This window comes from Massilimicrobiota sp. mt181 (genome assembly GCF_055420065.1).
The window spans coordinates 15182-33814 of sequence record NZ_JBVAYN010000017.1 but is presented as its reverse complement, the minus strand read 5'-3'; the positions used below and the strand labels follow the sequence as shown (position 1 = coordinate 33814).

Annotated in this window: 16 protein-coding genes, 1 other RNA gene and 1 other annotated feature; of the genes, 14 read left to right on the top strand and 3 right to left on the bottom strand. The window is 29.3% G+C overall.

Annotation, left to right across the window (positions count from 1 at the left end; genetic code table 11):
- Window positions 1-123 precede the first annotated feature (123 nt).
- From ACZYT4_RS10110 to gyrA, 7 genes are all read left to right on the top strand, one after another.
- The gene (locus tag ACZYT4_RS10110; RefSeq protein WP_463785294.1) at window positions 124-2499 is read left to right on the top strand and encodes an ABC transporter permease; all 2376 of its coding nucleotides are present in this window, start codon (window positions 124-126) and stop codon (window positions 2497-2499) included.
- 107 nt (window positions 2500-2606) lie between these two features.
- Window positions 2607-3290, top strand: a complete 684-nt coding sequence (locus ACZYT4_RS10105) for an ABC transporter ATP-binding protein (protein WP_463785292.1) — start codon at window positions 2607-2609, stop codon at window positions 3288-3290.
- Entirely contained in the window at window positions 3287-5686 is a 2400-nt protein-coding gene (locus ACZYT4_RS10100; protein ID WP_463785289.1) for an ABC transporter permease, read from the top strand. The genes ACZYT4_RS10105 and ACZYT4_RS10100 overlap by 4 nt, the downstream gene beginning before the upstream one ends.
- A 173-nt stretch (window positions 5687-5859) precedes the next feature.
- Complete coding sequence (gene yaaA, locus ACZYT4_RS10095) at window positions 5860-6078, top strand: S4 domain-containing protein YaaA (RefSeq protein WP_463785287.1); 219 nt, start codon at window positions 5860-5862, stop codon at window positions 6076-6078.
- Complete coding sequence (gene recF / locus ACZYT4_RS10090; protein WP_463785284.1) at window positions 6065-7177, top strand: DNA replication/repair protein RecF; 1113 nt, start codon at window positions 6065-6067, stop codon at window positions 7175-7177. Before yaaA ends, recF begins: the two co-directional genes overlap by 14 nt.
- Entirely contained in the window at window positions 7161-9086 is a 1926-nt protein-coding gene (gene gyrB / locus ACZYT4_RS10085; RefSeq protein ID WP_463785283.1) for a DNA topoisomerase (ATP-hydrolyzing) subunit B, read from the top strand. The genes recF and gyrB overlap by 17 nt, the downstream gene beginning before the upstream one ends.
- A gap of 15 nt (window positions 9087-9101) precedes the next feature.
- Window positions 9102-11561 carry a DNA gyrase subunit A gene (gene gyrA / locus ACZYT4_RS10080; protein ID WP_463785281.1) on the top strand — a complete coding sequence of 820 codons (2460 nt, stop codon included), beginning with the start codon at window positions 9102-9104 and terminating at the stop codon, window positions 11559-11561.
- Window positions 11562-11615: 54 nt separating this feature from the next.
- Here the strand turns inward: gyrA and ACZYT4_RS10075 are convergent, their stop codons facing one another.
- Complete coding sequence (locus tag ACZYT4_RS10075) at window positions 11616-11966, bottom strand: DUF6054 family protein (RefSeq protein WP_463785279.1); 351 nt, start codon at window positions 11964-11966, stop codon at window positions 11616-11618.
- Window positions 11967-12113: 147 nt separating this feature from the next.
- Between ACZYT4_RS10075 and ACZYT4_RS10070 the strand changes: the two genes are divergently transcribed.
- The 5 genes from ACZYT4_RS10070 (at window position 12114) to serS (ending at window position 16744) form a co-directional block, all read left to right on the top strand.
- The gene (locus ACZYT4_RS10070) at window positions 12114-12725 is read left to right on the top strand and encodes a DUF4230 domain-containing protein (RefSeq protein ID WP_463785276.1); all 612 of its coding nucleotides are present in this window, start codon (window positions 12114-12116) and stop codon (window positions 12723-12725) included.
- An 80-nt stretch (window positions 12726-12805) separates the two neighbouring features.
- Complete coding sequence (locus ACZYT4_RS10065; RefSeq protein WP_463785273.1) at window positions 12806-14149, top strand: dicarboxylate/amino acid:cation symporter; 1344 nt, start codon at window positions 12806-12808, stop codon at window positions 14147-14149.
- A gap of 234 nt (window positions 14150-14383) precedes the next feature.
- Window positions 14384-14530, top strand: coding sequence for a hypothetical protein (locus ACZYT4_RS10060; RefSeq protein ID WP_463785271.1), 147 nt, complete (start codon window positions 14384-14386; stop codon window positions 14528-14530).
- A gap of 165 nt (window positions 14531-14695) precedes the next feature.
- On the top strand, window positions 14696-15199 hold the full coding sequence (locus tag ACZYT4_RS10055; RefSeq protein ID WP_463785269.1) for a GNAT family N-acetyltransferase: 504 nt from the start codon (window positions 14696-14698) through the stop codon (window positions 15197-15199).
- A gap of 37 nt (window positions 15200-15236) precedes the next feature.
- Window positions 15237-15426 (top strand) — a binding site (T-box leader).
- Between the two features lie 40 nt (window positions 15427-15466).
- Window positions 15467-16744 (top strand): serine--tRNA ligase, encoded by a 1278-nt coding sequence (serS, locus tag ACZYT4_RS10050; protein ID WP_463785268.1) that lies wholly within the window; start codon window positions 15467-15469, stop codon window positions 16742-16744.
- 10 nt (window positions 16745-16754) lie between these two features.
- On the opposite strand, the gene ACZYT4_RS10045 is transcribed toward serS, so the two are convergent.
- Together ACZYT4_RS10045 and ACZYT4_RS10040 are read right to left on the bottom strand one after the other, a co-directional pair.
- A complete protein-coding gene (locus ACZYT4_RS10045; protein ID WP_463785266.1) occupies window positions 16755-17411 on the bottom strand; it encodes a YczE/YyaS/YitT family protein in 657 nt (218 codons plus the stop codon).
- Window positions 17404-17826 carry a MarR family winged helix-turn-helix transcriptional regulator gene (locus ACZYT4_RS10040; RefSeq protein ID WP_463785264.1) on the bottom strand — a complete coding sequence of 141 codons (423 nt, stop codon included), beginning with the start codon at window positions 17824-17826 and terminating at the stop codon, window positions 17404-17406. Before ACZYT4_RS10040 ends, ACZYT4_RS10045 begins: the two co-directional genes overlap by 8 nt.
- Before the next feature lie 197 nt (window positions 17827-18023).
- On the opposite strand from ACZYT4_RS10040, the gene ffs reads away from it, so the two are divergent.
- Together ffs and ACZYT4_RS10030 are read left to right on the top strand one after the other, a co-directional pair.
- An RNA gene (gene ffs / locus ACZYT4_RS10035) (signal recognition particle sRNA small type) lies at window positions 18024-18111 on the top strand.
- Window positions 18112-18126: 15 nt separating this feature from the next.
- On the top strand, window positions 18127-18570 hold the full coding sequence (locus ACZYT4_RS10030) for a nucleoside deaminase (RefSeq protein WP_463785261.1): 444 nt from the start codon (window positions 18127-18129) through the stop codon (window positions 18568-18570).
- Window positions 18571-18633: the final 63 nt, after the last annotated feature.

The window sequence follows — 18633 nt, the reverse complement described above, 5'->3', positions numbered from 1 at the left end:
CACGGGTTTGTCATTTTTATTTGATACAATCAAGATAGGAAAGGAACATACTTGTAAAAGTTCATAAAATAAATTTTATATGATATTTCTTTTTCTATTGATAGGAGGGAGGTTGATTAGAAAATGAAAATCATGAATACATTAACCTTGAGATATCTCAAATATAATAAAAAAAGAGGTTTACTGACATTATTCTGTATCATCATATCTGTTACCATGATGAGTACTTTGGGTATAGCTTTTGCTTCTGGTAAAACTTATTATCAAAATTATATAGAAAAGACTATTGGAGATTATCATTATTATTTTGGTAGTAGCGATAAAGAAACATTAGAAGTATTAAAGAATGATCCTGAAATTGAAGAGTTTTATTTATCAGATGTAAAAACTTTTTATTATAATGACTCAGAAATTTTAACTTTGTTTGGAGATACATTATATTTTCAAAAAAAGAATATGAATGATTACATGATTGAAGGAAGATTACCTGTTAATAATCATGAAATTGTCATAAATCCTCAGATTCTTAAAATGAATCAGATAGCTAAAGGTATTGGAGATACCATTACATTTGATGATCAGAAAGAATACACAATTGTAGGATTGATGAATCCTTATCAAACACAAGATGATCTGGCAGAGACATATTATGCTATAACATATGTCGATTTAGATGATGGTTATAGTGTATATGTCAGAGATAAAGAAGTATCTCAAAAAATTTTTAATCATATGTATCAATTAGAAGAAAAATTAGATGATACTATTATTGCATGTAATTCATCGTATTTAGCTATTCAAAATGTATTTCAAAAAGATTCTTCAGATACAGTATTGAATATATATCATATTCTTTATATTGTAATGGGAGTTATTATATTTTCATCAGTTATTATCATTTATCAAGCCTTTCATCTTTCAACAAGTGATCGTATACAATATCTGGGTATGTTATCGAGTGTAGGAGCAACACCAAAACAAAAGAAGCGTTCGATATATTTTGAAGGCTTTGTTTTATCAATGATAGCCATACCAATAGGTATATTTATAAGTTTGGTAGGATTAAATATTATTTTTTCATATATCAATCAGATGGAGTTATTAAAAAATTTAGGATTATTTATTCGTTTACAAATTTCTCCACTTTATATGGCAATGATTATAGGATGTTCTTTATTAACAACATTTATGGCAGTATATTTACCTGCCAGAAAAATATCAAAAATATCTATTATGGATGCTTTAACAAAGAGTGATGAAGTCAAAGTCAAAAAGGATAAACTAAAATTAAAAGGAATATTTGCTAAAAAAGACTTCAAAATATCTACACAATTAGCTTTAAAGAATTATAAAAGACAAGGAAGAAAATCAAGAATTATTGTTATTTCGTTATCTTTATCTATGATTACATTTATGTCAATGTATTCATTTAGTAAACAAATTTTTGGCTTATTAAGAGATAATGATACAAATGATATTGATGTACAGATTAGTATGTATGTTGAAGATTTAGATCAATTTAAGCATATTGTAGATAATGATCCATCTGTTGAAAAATACATAGTAGAGGGATGGGAACAAATTAAAATAGAATATGATGAAAGTTATTTAGCTTTTCCTGATTCAGATTTTGTGATGAGTGAGTTATGTGATATTCAATCTATTGATAATGAGACTTTTAAGCAAATTTGTAAAGATAATCATATTCCTTTTTCGAAAAATTTGGCTCTTGTTGAAAATGGACCTATATCAATTCAAGAAGATAATGAAGAAAAAATATATAATCAGACATTAAAAAAAATGGATAAAAATTTTATCAAGAGCATGTCTATAGCGATATTTGATGGATATAAAGATATCTATCATCAAATTCCATTATTTGATAATATTCAGATGATTAAGTCACTAGATTCAGAAATAAGTCATGGCATAACTTTTATAGTATGTGAAGATGAATATGTTGAACGTTTTCCAAATGGTTTTATGTCAGCAGCTATATCAACTTCAGAACCAGATAAAATAGTGAAGAAGTTTGATTTAGAAAATATTCATGCAACAAATTCTTATAAACAAAATAGTACACGATTACAGTTAATGGATATAACAGAAATATTAGTCTATAGTTTTGTAGGTGTTATGATATTTTTCTCTTTTTTAAATGTTATTAATATGATGAGTTCTAGTGTTGAAAAAAGAAGAAAAGAATTTGCAATGTTAATGAGTGTGGGTATGAGTCCAAATGATATCAAAAAGATGTTATGGAAAGAATCGTTAGTTTATGGATTAAAAGCATTTATTTATAGTTTTCCAATCTGCATATTGATTGAGTATATGTTTTATAAAAGAATATTATTTATTGAAATTCCTTTTATACCTTCTTGGAATGTTTATATGATTGTATTTATTGTCATTATGCTAATCATGATGTCTACATTTTTGATAGGATTAAATCATTTTAAAAAACAAAATATTATAGAAACATTAAAAGATGATATGTAATTATTCATATCTTCTTTTTCAAAAAATGAGAAATATGACAGAACTGTCACTCCTTTGTCAGGGTTTTGTCATTTTGATTTGATACGATAATAACAGGAGGAATATATATGAATATACTAGAAGTTAAAGATTTAACAAAAATATATGGAAATGATGAAAATCAGGTTGTAGCCTTGGATCATGTTTCTTTCACTGTTGAAAAAGGTGAATTTATTGCTATTGTAGGTTCATCTGGATCAGGAAAGAGTACACTATTGCATTTGATTGGTGGTGTTGATAAACCAACAAGTGGTGAAGTCATTGTGAATGGACAGAATGTCTATAAAAAGAATGAAAATGAATTAGCTATATTTAGACGTAGAGAAGTAGGATTAATTTATCAATTCTATAATCTCATACCTATATTAACTGTTGAAGAAAATATGACATTACCAGTGTTACTGGATAATAAAAAAGTGAATCAGGAACGACTTGATGAATTACTACGTATATTGGATTTAAAATCAAGAGAAAAGCATCTACCAAGAGAACTTTCAGGAGGACAGCAGCAACGTGTATCAATAGGAAGAGCATTGATGAATGCACCATCTTTAGTCTTGGCAGATGAACCAACAGGAAACCTTGACTCAAAAAACAGTAAAGAAATCATAGATTTATTAAAACTGACACAAAAAAGATATAAGCAGACATTAATTATGATTACTCATGATGAAAGTATAGCGATGCAGGCAGATAGAATTATCGTGATAGAAGATGGAAAAATAAAAAAAGATGAGGTTATCAGAAAATGAAAATCATGAATACATTGACCTTAAGGTATCTGAAAGCCAATAAAAAAAGAAGTTTATTAACATTTCTATGCATTATGGTATCAGTTATCATGATGAGTTGTGTTGGCATGGCTTTTTCATCAGGAAAAGCCTACTATAAAAGTTATATAGAAAAGACGGTTGGAGATTATCATTATTATTTATTTGGAGCAGAAAAAGAAGTTGGTGAACTTATATATAATGATCCATTAGTTGATGAATATTATAAATCTGATATTTTTAATTTATCTTATCAAGATGCCAATATAAATGTTCTATCTGGTGACTATGCTTATTTTCAAAAAAGAAATCTACAAGATTATGTATTAAAAGGCAGGTTGCCAGTCAATAAATATGAGATTTTAGTAACAGAAGGATTTTTAAAACAAAATCAAATTGAGAAAAATATTGGTGATCAAATAGAATTTGATAACGGAAATATATATACTATTGTAGGTTTGATGTCTATTTATAAAACACAAGATTATTTTTTTAATACTTATCAGGCCCTCACATATATAGATGAAAATCAACCAATTATTCTTTATGTTAAAGATAAAGATGTTTCTAATCGTATTTTTGATCATACTGAGCAATTAGAAAATCAAATCAAGAAAATAAGAAATACTGATGCAGATGGCGTTGGTCTTGTTTATAATTCATCTTATTTAGCTATTCAAGATATTTTTGAAGAAAATTCAAAATCTTCGTTCTTAAATGTTTATAAAATGATTTATATATTAATAGGTGTTATTGGTATTATTTCTATTTTCATTATTTATCAGGCTTTTCATCTTTCAACAAGTGATCGTATACAATATCTTGGTATGTTATCAAGTGTAGGAGCAACACCTAAACAAAAGCAACGTTCGGTTTACTTTGAAGGATTTATTTTAACAATGATTGCTATACCATTAGGTTTAATCATCAGTTACTTAGGATTATCTATGACTTTTCTCATAGCCAATCAGATGGATCTATTAAAAAATACAGGTGTTGAAATTCATATACAAATATCAATAGTTTATATGATTGCTGTGATTGTGTTAAGTTTTTTAACAGTTGCAGTTGCATTGTACATACCAGCAAGAAGAATATCTCGCATTTCTATTATGGATGCCCTTCATAAAAATGATGAAGTCAAAGTCAAAAAATCTAAGCTTCAATTAAATTCTTTTTTGAAAAAACATTTACATATATCTTGGCAAATGGCATTAAAAAATTATAAAAGGCAAGGTAGAAAATCAAAAATTATTATTTTTTCTCTTGTGCTATCTATGTGTTTATTTATAACTGTATTTAGCTTCAGTAAAATGTTTTTAAGAACTGTGAATGATAATAGTGGGATCAGTGATTATAATATTTTGGCTTATGTTCCATTAGATAATGTAGATCAAATCAATCAAATATTAGATAGTCAAGATCATCAGAGTTATCACTTTATAAGTCATAATTCCGTTAAGGTTCACATTAATCAAGATTATCTTAACTATCAGGATGAAATGACAGACATGAGTATAGCTGTGATTGATCAAAAAAATTATGAGAAGATTTGTCAAGATAATGATATTATTCCTACAAAGAATCAAGCACTTATCTATGATACGCTAATATCTATTATGGATGATAATGGAGAAGAAGAAACATATTCAAATCTATATAAAAAGATGGATAAGAATTTTATAGAGGAAATTTATTTTGAAGAATATGATGGTGAAAATATATATCAAAGACAATTAGAAAATTTTGATTCTATTGAACTTCTTCATACAGAAGATGAATGGGGAATATCATATTCATATGAAATAACATTGCTTGTTCCTATTGAGTATTATAAGAATAACATTAGAGAGGACGCAGCCATTACTTATTATATTCAATCAGATGATGCTGATTCATTATGTGATGAATTAGAATCTGTAGGTATTGAAACAGTCAATATTGAAGAAAATTCTCAATATGCAAGACAATTAGTACAACTTGTTCAAATATTTGTTTATGGATTTGTTAGTATTATGGTTTTCTTTACATTACTCAATATTTTAAATATGATGAGTGCAAGTATTGAAAAAAGAAGAAAAGAATTTGCAATGATTTTAAGTGTAGGAATGAGTTATAAGGATATGACAAAGATGATATTCATAGAATCATTCATTTATGGTATTAAAACAGTTATATATGGTTTTCCTTTATGTTTATTGATTGAATATATTATGTATCAAGTATCACCATATGGTCATATTGATTTTTCTCCATCATGGATAGCTTATATTATTTCTTTTCTGATTATTTTCTTAGTTATGATATTGACATTTAAAGTAGGGTTAAACCGATTTAAAAAACAGAATATTATAGAGACACTTAAAGATGATATGTAGTGAAAAAGACTACATATCTTTTTTTAGCTTAAATTTAGCATTTAAGAGGTTTTTCTACAAAAAGGAGATTTATGTCTTTTTTCATAAATAGCGAATATAAGCCATAAAAACTATCATTTTTAGTGGTTTTGTGATATAATAGTTCAGGTTATGAAAGTATGGGTGATATAAATATGATTGAAATCAAGATTCATGGTGAGTTTATTACTTTGGGACAGTTATTAAAATTAGCAAATGCTGTGAGTAGTGGAGCTGAAGCAAAATTGGTTATTGCGGATGGATTGGTTCTTGTGAATGGTGAAGTTGAAACAAGACGTGGTAAAAAGCTCCATCATCAGGATATTGTTTCTTTTGATGGTCAGGATTATCTTATAAAGAATGAAGATTTATAGTATTGAATTAAAGAATTTTAGAAACTATGCTCATTGTTCTGTAGAATTTGATCCTTTTATTAATATTTTAATTGGTCAAAATGCTCAGGGAAAAACAAACTTATTGGAAGCTATTTATATTCTATCTATGTCGAAGAGTTTTAAGACAAAGATCATTGATGAATTGATTTATTTTGATGAAGATTTTGCGAAAATTCATGGAAAAATCATGAATAATCAAAAGAACCTAGATTTGGAAATTGTTTTATCAAAACTAGGAAAGAAAGCTTTTATTAATCATAATGAAATTAAGAAAACAAGTGATTATGTTGGTTATTTAAATGTTGTTTTGTTTGTTCCGGAAGATTTGATGTTAATAAAAGGAAGTCCTAAATTAAGAAGAAGATTGATTGATATGGAATTATCAAAGATATCACCTATATATATGTATGAATTTAATAAATATCAAAAACTTTTAAAAGAAAGAAATAAGTATTTAAAATTATTAAATGAAAAACATTTAAAGGCTGATGATTATTTAGAAGTTTTATCAGAACAAATGGCACAATTACAGGTTCAATTATTAAAGAAAAGAATTGAGTTTGTAGCATTATTGAATGATATTGCGATGAAAATGTATGATTATATTGCGGGGCATAAGGAAACTTTAACAATTCAATATAAGACCAATTATAAAGATATGAGTTATGAAGGTATATTGAAAGATTATCAAAAGTATTATCAAAAAGATATTGATTTGAAAAAAACAAATCATGGAATCCATAAGGATGATTTATGGATTTGTTTAAATGATCAGGATGCTTTGACTTATGCATCACAGGGACAACAAAGGTCAATAGTGTTGGCTATGAAAATAGCTTTATTGGAGTTAGTCAAAAAAGAAATTGGGGAATATCCAATTTTATTGTTAGATGATGTTTTGAGTGAGTTGGATGATGTAAGAAAAACAAAACTATTAAATTTAATTGATGGTAAAGTGCAGACATTTATTACTTCAACAAATATTGATGGTATTCATCATCAGGTAATTGATAAGGCAAAGAAAATTGTCATTGGAAATGGATGTGTGAAAGGAGAAAGCTATGGAAGAAAACAATAAAGTTCAACACAGTTATAATGAATCTGATATCCAGGTTTTAGAAGGACTTGAAGCTGTTAGAAAAAGACCAGGTATGTATATAGGATCAACTTCTTCTAGAGGTTTACACCATTTGGTTTGGGAAATTGTTGATAACTCAATCGATGAAGCATTAGCTGGTTTTTGTAATGAAATTCAGGTTATTTTAGAAGAAAATGATGTTGTGAAAGTTATTGATAATGGACGTGGTATGCCTACAGGTATTCATGCGAAAACAGGGAAAAGTACAGTCGAAACAATTTTAACTGTTTTACATGCTGGTGGTAAATTTGGAGGTGGAGGCTACAAGGTTTCTGGTGGTCTACACGGTGTTGGTGCCAGTGTTGTTAATGCATTAAGTGAATGGCTGGAAGTCTATGTACATAGAGATGGACATATTTATTATCAGCGCTTTGAAAAAGGTGGACAACCTGTTGAAGATTTGAAAATTATTGGTGATTGTGATGATACAGGAACAACTGTTATTTTTAAAGCTGATCCTTTAATTTTTGATGAAACGACGGTTTATGATTATGAGACATTAAATCAAAGAATCCGTGAATTAGCTTTCTTAAATAAAGGATTAAAATTGATTTTAGAAGATCGTCGTCAAAAACCATACAAGAAAAATGAATATCACTATGAAGGTGGTATTAAAGAATATGTTGCTTATTTGAATCGTAATAAGACACCTATTCATGAAGAAATTATTTATGTGGAAGATGAAATAGATGATATTAAGGTTGAAGTTGGTATGCAATATAATGATGGCTATCAGCCAAATATCTATTCTTTCTGTAATAATATTAATACACATGAAGGTGGGACTCATGAAGAAGGTTTCCGTCTTGCTTTAACAAGAGTGATTAATAATTATGCAAAAAATAATAATTTCTTGAAAAAAGATGAAGACTCTTTAAGTGGTGATGATTGTCGTGAAGGTTTAACGGCTATTATTTCAGTGAAACATCCTGATCCTCAATATGAAGGGCAGACAAAGACAAAGTTAGGAAATGCTGAAGTCAGAAAAATAGCAAGTAATATCATTTCAACAGCATTAGAAAAATTCTTATTAGAAAATCCAAATACTGCACAGGTGATTGTTAATAAGGCCATTGTTGCCAGTCGTGCTAGAATGGCAGCCAAACGTGCGAGAGAAATGACAAGAAGAAAAACAGCTTTAGACAGTATTGCTTTACCTGGTAAACTGGCTGATTGTTCATCTAAGGATCCTAGCGAATGTGAAGTTTTCATAGTCGAAGGGGATTCTGCCGGTGGTAGTGCAAAAATGGGAAGAGATCGTAGAACTCAGGCCATTTTGCCATTACGTGGTAAGATTTTAAATGTTGAAAAATCGAGATTAGATAGAATTTTAGGTAATGCTGAAATTCGTTCAATGATTACAGCTTTTGGAACGGGTATTGGAGAAGAATTTGATATCAGTAAATTAAGATATCATAAAATTGTTATTATGACCGATGCCGATGTTGATGGTGGACATATTCGTATTTTGATGTTGACATTCTTATATCGTTTCTTAAAACCATTGATTGAAGAAGGATATGTTTATGCAGCACAACCACCATTATATTTATTGAAACATGGAAAAGAAGAATATTATTTATATTCTGATTATGAATTGGAAAAGAAAAAAGAAGAGCTTGGTGAAAATGCCAAAATTTCTATTCAACGTTATAAAGGTTTAGGAGAAATGAATGCTGAACAGTTATGGGATACAACAATGAACCCAGAACATCGTGTTTTATGGCAAATTGATTTGGATGATGCAATGCAGGCTGATGCTATGTTTGATATGTTGATGGGTGAAAAAGTTGAACCAAGACGTGAATTTATTCAAGAAAATGCACAAATGGCAGAATTAGACTTATAGTAAAGGAGAGAAAGAATGGAAGAACGTGGAATCAAGAAAAGATCATTAACAAAAGAAATGAAACAATCCTTTATCAATTATGCCATGTCAGTTATTGTTCAAAGAGCTTTACCAGATGTTAGAGATGGATTAAAGCCTGTTCAAAGAAGAATTGTGCATGGAATGAATGAACTGGGATGTTATAGTGATAAACCATATAAGAAATCAGCGCGTATTGTTGGGGAAGTTATGGGGAAATATCATCCTCATGGTGACTCTTCAATTTATGAAGCTTTAGTCCGTATGGCTCAAGATTTCAGTTATCGTTATATGTTAGTCGATGGTCATGGGAACTTTGGATCTATTGATGGTGATGGAGCTGCGGCACAGCGTTATACTGAAGCCAGAATGTCTAAGATTTCTATGGAAATGGTTAGAGATATCAATAAAGATACAGTTAATTTTATTCCTAACTATGATGGTGAAGAATCAGAACCAGAAGTTATGCCATCACGTTTCCCTAATCTATTAGTCAATGGAACAACCGGAATTGCAGTTGGTATGGCAACAAATATTCCACCTCATAATTTAGGCGAAGTCATTGATGCGATTTTGGCTGTTTCTCATAATCCTGATATTACGATTTTAGAATTAATGGAAAATTATATTCAGGGACCTGATTTTCCTACAGGTGCTTATATCTTAGGAAAATCAGCAATTAAAAAAGCTTATGAAACAGGAAATGGCCTAATTGTGATGAGAGCTAAAACGGATATTATTGATATTCATGGTGGCAAGAAAGCCATTGTTGTCACTGAAATACCATATATGGTCAATAAGGCTCGTTTAATTGAAAAAATGGCTGAACATGTTAAAGAAAAACGTATTGAAGGGATTACAGAAATACGTGATGAATCTAACCGTGAAGGTATTCGTATTATGATTGAACTTCGTAAAGATGTTCAACCAGAAGTGATTTTAAATCAATTATTTAAATTAACTTCATTGCAGACAACATTTGGAGTGAATTCAATAGCTTTAGTTAATAATCAACCTCAAACTTTAAATTTAAAACAAATGATTACTTATTATCTTGATCATCAAGAAGAAGTTATCAGAAGAAGAACAGCTTATGATTTAAAGAAAGCTGAAGATCGTGCTCATATTTTAGATGGGTTAAAAAGAGCATTGGATCAAATTGATGCAATTATTGAACTCATTCGTTCATCAAGAACAACAGAAATTATTCAACAAAGATTGATGGATGAATTTAATATGTCTGATCGACAAGCAAAAGCAATCAGAGAAATGCAGCTTCAAAGATTAGCCGGTTTGGAAAGAGAAAAGATTGAAAATGAATTGAAACAGTTATTAGAATTTATTGCTGATTTAAAAGATATCTTAGCTAATAGAGAAAGAATATTAGAAATTATTGAAAAAGAATTATTAGAAATTAAAGCTAAGTTTGCTGATAAGAGAAGAACAGAAATTATTCAAGGAACATTTGATTTAGAAGATGAAGATTTAATTCCAGTTGAAGATGTTATTATTTCTTTAACTTCTAATGGATATGTCAAACGTATGCCTGTTGATACTTATAAAACACAAAATAGAGGTGGTAGAGGTATCAAAGGTATGGGAACAAATGAGGATGATATTGTTGATGCTCTTATCCATATGAGTACACATGATGATTTATTATTCTTTACAAACTTTGGTAAAGTTTATCGTTTAAAAGGATATAATATTCCTGAATTTGGTAGAACTGCTAAAGGATTACCTGTTGTCAATTTATTAAATCTAGATAAAGATGAAAGTGTCAAATCTATGATTTCTATTCATAAAGAAGATATTGATGAAGATAAGAATTTATATCTATTCTTTGTGACATTGAATGGTTTGGTTAAGAAAACATCTATTGAAGAATTTAAAAATATTAGACAATCTGGTAAGATTGCAATTAATTTAAAAGATGAAGATCAGTTGGTTGCTGTAAAATTAACACAAGAAAATGAAGAAATCTTAGTAGCTGCATCTAATGGAAAATTAATTAGATTTAATGAAAATGATGTCAGACCAATGGGAAGAACAGCATCTGGTGTTAAAGGTATTAATGTAGATGGTAGTCATGTTGTTGGTATGACAACAAATGGAGAAGGACAATATATTATGGCTATTAGTGAAAATGGTTATGGTAAGATGTCTCCAATTGAAGATTATCGTGAATCACATCGTGGTGGTAAAGGTGTGAAAACAATTAATACAACTGAAAAGACTGGACAATTAGTGGCTTTAAGAGCTGTTAATGGTGATGAAGATTTATTAATTATGACAAGTGAAGGTATTATGATTAGACTTCCAATGGAACAAGTCAAACTAGCTGGAAGAAATACTCAAGGTGTCAGATTAATTAAAGTTGCTGAAGGATCAACTGTTTCTAGTGTGGAAGTTGTTGATAAATCAGAAGAAGAAACTGAAGAAAGTAAAGAAGAATAGTATGTCGTAATTGACATACTATTTTTTAATAACTTTACCCATATAAAAAGATTTCTACTCTTGAGAAATCTTTTTATATTGATGAATAGCATCTTTGAATTTATCTAAAAAAGCATCTTCACCTAAAGTATTGATTTTAAAAAATAAAGCTTGGCTTCCACCTGAAGTTATGGCAGTGACTTGCATTTGATTTTGATATTCTGTTATCGTTATAGATAAGCTTAATCGATTGCTTCCTGAATAACTATATCTTTCTAAAATTAAAATACCAACATGAACATCATGAATATCATAATAATGCTCATCTTCAATAGAAGCAGAAAAACTTGATTTTATCAATTCATCTTTTAAAAATTGACAGAAAGGTTTAAAAGAACCATGAAGTTCACAAGAATATTTAGACATGATAATCCCTCCTTATATATAGATTATCATGAATTTTTGAAAAAACTGTGTATTTTATAGAATAAAATTTTATGATTCTATTATTTCAACAATATTTGACAAATATCTTGAACTTTTCTACAATATCTATAAAAGTAGGTGAAATTTATGAAAAAAATACAAATCAGTCAAACTTTAAAGAATATAATAATTATTATTGTTATTGCAGTTATTTTCTTTTTTATTGGGAAGGTGTGGCCTAGTGGTGAGGAACCAACAGAAATAACAAGTGATTTATTATCACAGCAAATTCAAAGTATCAGTGAATTAGCAAGTGTAGAATATAATTATACAAATATGGGAAAATATGAAAATCAGGCAACTTTTTATGGATGGAAAGTGCCTTTTACAACAAAAAGCTTTATTTTATCATATGATGGTAAAATAAAAGCTGGAATTGATATGAGTTTAGTAGAAGTGAATGTTCATGGTCAAAATATTGACATTACAATTCCACAAGCTAAGATTTTATCTCATGAAATTGATCAGGAAAGTATTGAAGTTTTTGATGAAACAAAAAATATATTTAATCAGATAAGTATTACGGATTATAATCAGTTTGCAATTGATCAAAAAGAGAGTATGGAAAGCAAAGCGAAGGAAAAAGGCTTGTTAGAAGAAGCTCAAAACAAAGCTCAAGAAACAATACAGACATTTGTAGAGTCATTGTATGATTCTTCAGATGATTATAAAATTCAAATAAATGTGGCAGAATCTTAAGGTTCTGTCATTTTTTGTTGAAATATGAAGATATTATAGTATAATGTTAGAAGTTTGGGTATAGAAATGGGAGGTTATATATGAATTCAAGTCAAAGTGGTAAGAAATTAGCAAAGAAAATGATTATTGCTTTAATTTGTGGTTTAATTGCTGGATTTGGATGTATTTTATTGAGAGAAAATTTATTAGCTAGTGGACAGGAATCATTATGGAATACCATTAACAATGTATTATTTCAAGATATTACTGCAGAAGGAGCTAATAGTGCAATTGGTTTATTTTATATTGTAGGGCAATTGTTTGTGAATGCATTACAATTAATTATTATTCCAATGGTGTTTGTATCTATCATTTTAGCTATTTGTGTTATCACAGATACAAAGAAGTTAGGACGAATTTCTTCTAAAACAATAGGAACATTCCTTATTACAACGGTTTGTGCTCTTATATGGGCAGGTATTATTGGTTCTATTGTTTATAAACTGGGAGCATTTAATGCTGTACATGCAGATAACTTAGTCATTCAGGAAGGAACTGTAGGTTCTAATCCATTAAATATTATTGTTTCAGTTATTCCCAATAACTTAATTAATGCATTTATGGATAATGGTAATGTTTTAGCTGTTGTTTTCTTAGCAGTAGCGATTGGGCTTGCAATGAATCAATTAAAAGATAAAACAAAGACATTAAAGAAATTATTAATTGAGTGCAGCGATATTATTTCTGTGTGTTTATCATTTGTTATTACAAAATGTGCGCCATATGCTATATTTTGCTTATTAACAAGAACATTTGCTATATATGGTATTGATTATTTATTACCAGCATTAGCTTATGTTGTAACAGTTCTTTTGGCTTTAATTATATATCTATTTATTGCTTATCCAATTTATCTTATGGTGATGGGAAAAATTAATCCAAAACCATTTATGCATAAAATTCCCAAAGTTGCTTTATTTGGTTTTTCAACATCATCAAGTGCAGCAACATTACCAATTAATAAAGAAACAACTGTGAATGAATTAGGTGTAAGTGAGGAAATAGCTTCATTTGTTTTACCATTAGGAATGACAATAAATATGGATGGTACAGCTATTATGCAAGTCATTGCAGCTATCTTTATTGCGGCAAGTTCTGGTTATGATGTGACTTTGACGTCTATGGCTATTATTGCATTTCTTGCTTTAATTGCATCAGTGGGTACACCCGCAGCACCAGGTGCTGGAGCTGTCATCTTATTTACGATTTTAACAGGTATGGGGTATACAAATGATGGTGCATTGTTGGCTTATTCATTAATCTTGGCAATCAATAGACCAATTGAGATGCTTGTAACATCATTGAATGTTGTTGGAGATTCAGCAACTTCTGTTATTGTTGCTAAAAAAGAAAATATGTTAGATGAAGATATTTATAACAGTTAAGTAAGCTCATTATAGAGCTTATTTTTAATTTTATGATATTTGCTAAAAGCAATTTATAAAATAAAATCATTATTACTAAACTTTATACAATTGTCTATTTATGAATGATATAGTGTGCATGAATAGCAATAACGGTAGGTGGTTATGCCTTGGTCGTGGGACGAAGGCACGTTATCCTTCGTTGACATAGATATCCATCAAGAGATGGAAATATGAAAGACGGAGGTGATAGACATGACATCTTATGAGATGGTCATGATGGTGTTAAGAATACTGACATTTATCATGACTTTAATAAGTTTGATTGTGAAATTGCTTCTTATCATTATCGATAAGGATAAAAAAGCAAAAAATAACTACCTCTTGCTCGGACAAAGTTGAGGTAGTTATTTTTCCTTAATTTAATCTAAGGCATAACCGTTTATCGGCTGTTCCTTTTTCAATTACATTATAGTTTATGTCATTTTGATTGTCAATATACAGATCAATTGGCTTAACATCATAAAAATGATATAATTTTTTACAAGAAATAGAGGTGTTATAAAGATGAGTTGTTTGATTAGAAAATGGAAAAGAGAAGATGCACAAGATTTACAAAAATCTATTAATGATACAAGAGTTTTAAATAATTTAACAGATCGTATACCCTATCCATATCATTTACAGGATGCCTATGATTATATAGATGCTATGTTAGCTGTTGATGAAAATGAAATATTTGCTTTTGCGATTGAATATGAAGGACATGTTGTAGGAAGTATTTCTGTTTTAAGGCAGGAAGATATTTATCGAAGAAGTGGAGAAATAGGATATTATCTAGGATATGATTACTGGGGACAAGGCATTATGAGTGAAGCTGTGAAACAGGCATGTCTATTGATTTTTGAGCATAGTGATATAGAGAGAATTTTTGCAGCACCTTTTGATTATAATCATGCTTCACAAAGAGTTTTAGAAAAATGTGGTTTTAAACGTGAAGGTATTTTACGTAAGAATGGCTTTAAAAATGGGGAGTTTCATGACATGATAATGTATTCTTTAATTAAATAATTATTGAAATTATCAAGTCTTATGCTATAATCAGTATATCAAATCGTTGCATTGGATAAGTAAATGTGAAATCATGATAGAGAGCTGATGGTTGGTGTAAATCAGTATGAGGAAACATTGAAATCTACCAATAAGAGAAGCTAATCACTTCCGGTTGAACCGTTATCTCATTAAAGTTATCAGTTTGATAAGAAATAGGGTGGCACCACGATGAATTCGTCCCTTGTGAAAGGTGCTTTTTATTTTATTGAAAAGGAGACATGAAAAATGATTGATATTGCTATACTTAGAGAAAATCCAGAATCTGTAAAAGAAAACATGAGAAAAAAATTTCAACATGATCGTTTACATTTAGTTGATGAAGCTTATGAATTAGATAAAGAATATCGTGAAGCTCTTACGAAGGCAAGCGAACTTCGTGCTATGCGTAATACATTATCTAAAGAAATTGGACAATTTATGCGTGAAGGAAAAAAAGATTTAGCTGAAGAGAATAAGAGAAAAGTTACTGAAATGGCTGATACTTTAAAAGAATTGGAAGCCAAGGAAGCTGAATTAGGCCCAAAATTAAAAGAAGTTATGATGAAAATTCCTAACTTTATTGATGATAGTGTACCTATTGGTAAAGATGATAGTGAAAATGTAGAAATTCAAAAATATGGGGATCCTTTTGTTCCTGATTATGAGATTCCATATCATGCTGATATCATTACTAAGCTAGGTGGATTAGATAAAGAAGCAAGTGGAAGAACAAGTGGTAATGGTTTCTATTATTTGATGGGAGATATTGCCAGACTTTCTTCAGCAATGTTATCTTATGCGAGAGATTTTATGATTGATAAAGGATTTACTTATTGTATTCCTCCATTTATGATCAGAAGCGATGTTGTGACTGGTGTTATGTCATTTGAAGAAATGGATGCGATGATGTATAAAATCGAAGGTGAAGATTTATATCTGATTGGTACAAGTGAGCATAGTATGATTGGTAAATTCAAAGATCAGATTGTGAAAGAAGAAGATTTACCAATTACATTAACTTCATATTCACCATGTTTTAGAAAAGAAGTAGGGGCTCATGGTATTGAAGAACGTGGTATTTATCGTGTTCATCAATTTGAAAAACAGGAAATGGTTGTTTTATGTAAACCTGAAGATGCTATGAAATGGTATGATAAAATGTGGTCATATACTGTTGAGTTATTTAGAAGTTTAGATATTCCTGTGAGAACACTAGAATGTTGTAGTGGTGATTTAGCTGACTTAAAAGTCAAATCTTGTGATGTAGAAGCATGGTCACCTAGACAGAAAAAATATTTTGAAGTTGGATCTTGTTCTACATTAGGAGATGCGCAAGCTAGACGTTTAGGTATTCGTACAAAAGGTGAAAGAGGAACATATTATGTCGCAACTCTTAACAATACAGTTCTAGCAAGTACACGTGCACTTATTGCATTTATTGAAAATAATTATAATGAGGATGGAAGTATTTCTATTCCTGAAGTATTAAGACCATATATGGGTGGAAAAGAAAAAATCGGTTAAGATCAAAATCTTAACCTTTTTTTATACTTAATTGACGAATATGCTGAATAAGTGGAAAATGACGATTAATCATTGAAACAAATTTACCTACTGTTATAGCAGAAATAATTGTACCTAAACCAACACCCTGTAAAGAATGAAAAAACACAAAAGAACAAAGACTTGCAATCACAATAAGTGTCACATCAAAATAAACTTTAATAAGCCCAAATTCTTTGTGAGTTACGTCACTGATTGCTTTGACAATACCTTCACCTGGAACCATAATAACGTCAGGAGCAACTTCGATACTGATACCTAAAGCTAAAATGATACAACCAATAATAAGACTCATAAAACGGATAATGAATGTTTCTGGTTGAAACCAGTTCATCATAAACATACCTAAATCAACAAACATACTAAAAATAATATTAGCAATGATTTGTAAAAATTGAAAAGGACGGAAATTTTTTCTAAGTATCATAATTTGTAATAGAATATAAATCATATTAAATATAAATGTTGTTGTTCCAAAACTTAAATTTGTAAAATACAAGCTAAATACGTAGGGGATACTTGAAATTTGTGATGTCCCTAAAGCACTCTTTGTAATAAATGCTATTCCAAATGAATTAATAAAAAGTCCTAATAAAAAATAAAAATATCTTAAAATCGTCTTATTCATGATATGCCTCCTGAAAATTTTGAATGATTTGATTCAATAAGTCATTAACTTCTTCTTTTTTTAAAGATTGATAAGCAATAGAATCTGCTTCATAGCATATTTGTTTGACTTTTAATGCAAGCTTATGACCAGAATCTGTTAAAAAAATTTGAATTGAACGTTTATCATGATGATGTGATTTTCGATAAATCAATCCCTGTTTTTCCATTTTTTGTAGTAAGATTGTCATTGTTGATTTATCTAAGACACATGTCTTTCCAATTTCTTTTGGGGTTTGCCCATCTTTTTCTAAAAGACATTCCAATATTTTAGGTTGACCTGGATAAAGACCAAGTTCAGATGTTTTTTGAACAATCATCTTGTTACTGTAATGAAAGCATTTCAATAATAAAAAATGTATTTCCTGATTTAACATAGATACACTCCTATATAGTTTGAATTCAAACTATATTGTAATATTATCATGTTTTTATGTCAAGTATGAGATAATCTTTAAAATCACTTGAAAATAGTCATAATCTTATGATGAGTAAACATTTTATGACGGGAAAAAGGATTTATTGGTAAATAGAAATTTTTATTGATTTGTAGAGGAAATATGCTATAATAGATTTTGCCATTACAATAGGCGGCTTCGAACCATGTCAGGACCGGAAGGTAGCAGCATTAAGAATGTCCGTTTATGTGTAGTGGCTTTTTTCTGAGGAGTGAGATTATGAGTGATGAGGAATACATGCAATTAGCTTATCAGCAGGCCTGCCAGGCAAGAGATATAGATGAAGTTCCAATTGGTGCTATCATTGTGAAAGATGGACAAATTATTGCTCAGGCTTTTAATCAAAAAGAATCAACACATGATGTCACAGCACATGCTGAGATGATTGCTATAAGAAAAGCATGTCAAAAGTTAGGGACTTGGCATTTGGATGGTTGTGTCTTATATTCAACATTGGAACCATGTTTAATGTGTAGTGGTGCTATTATTCAAAGTCGTATAGAAAAAGTTGTATTTGCAGCAAAAGGACAAAGATGGCATGGATTATCTAATTATTTAGAAAGTCATGAATTTAATCATTATCCTCAAATCATTTCAGGTGTCTTAGAAAAACAATGTTGTTTATTATTATCTCAATATTTTAAGAGTAAAAGAAATCATTAAAGAGTTTATTCTTATATCTAAGAATTCTCTTTTTTATTTGTGATTTTTCATTATTTATCCACA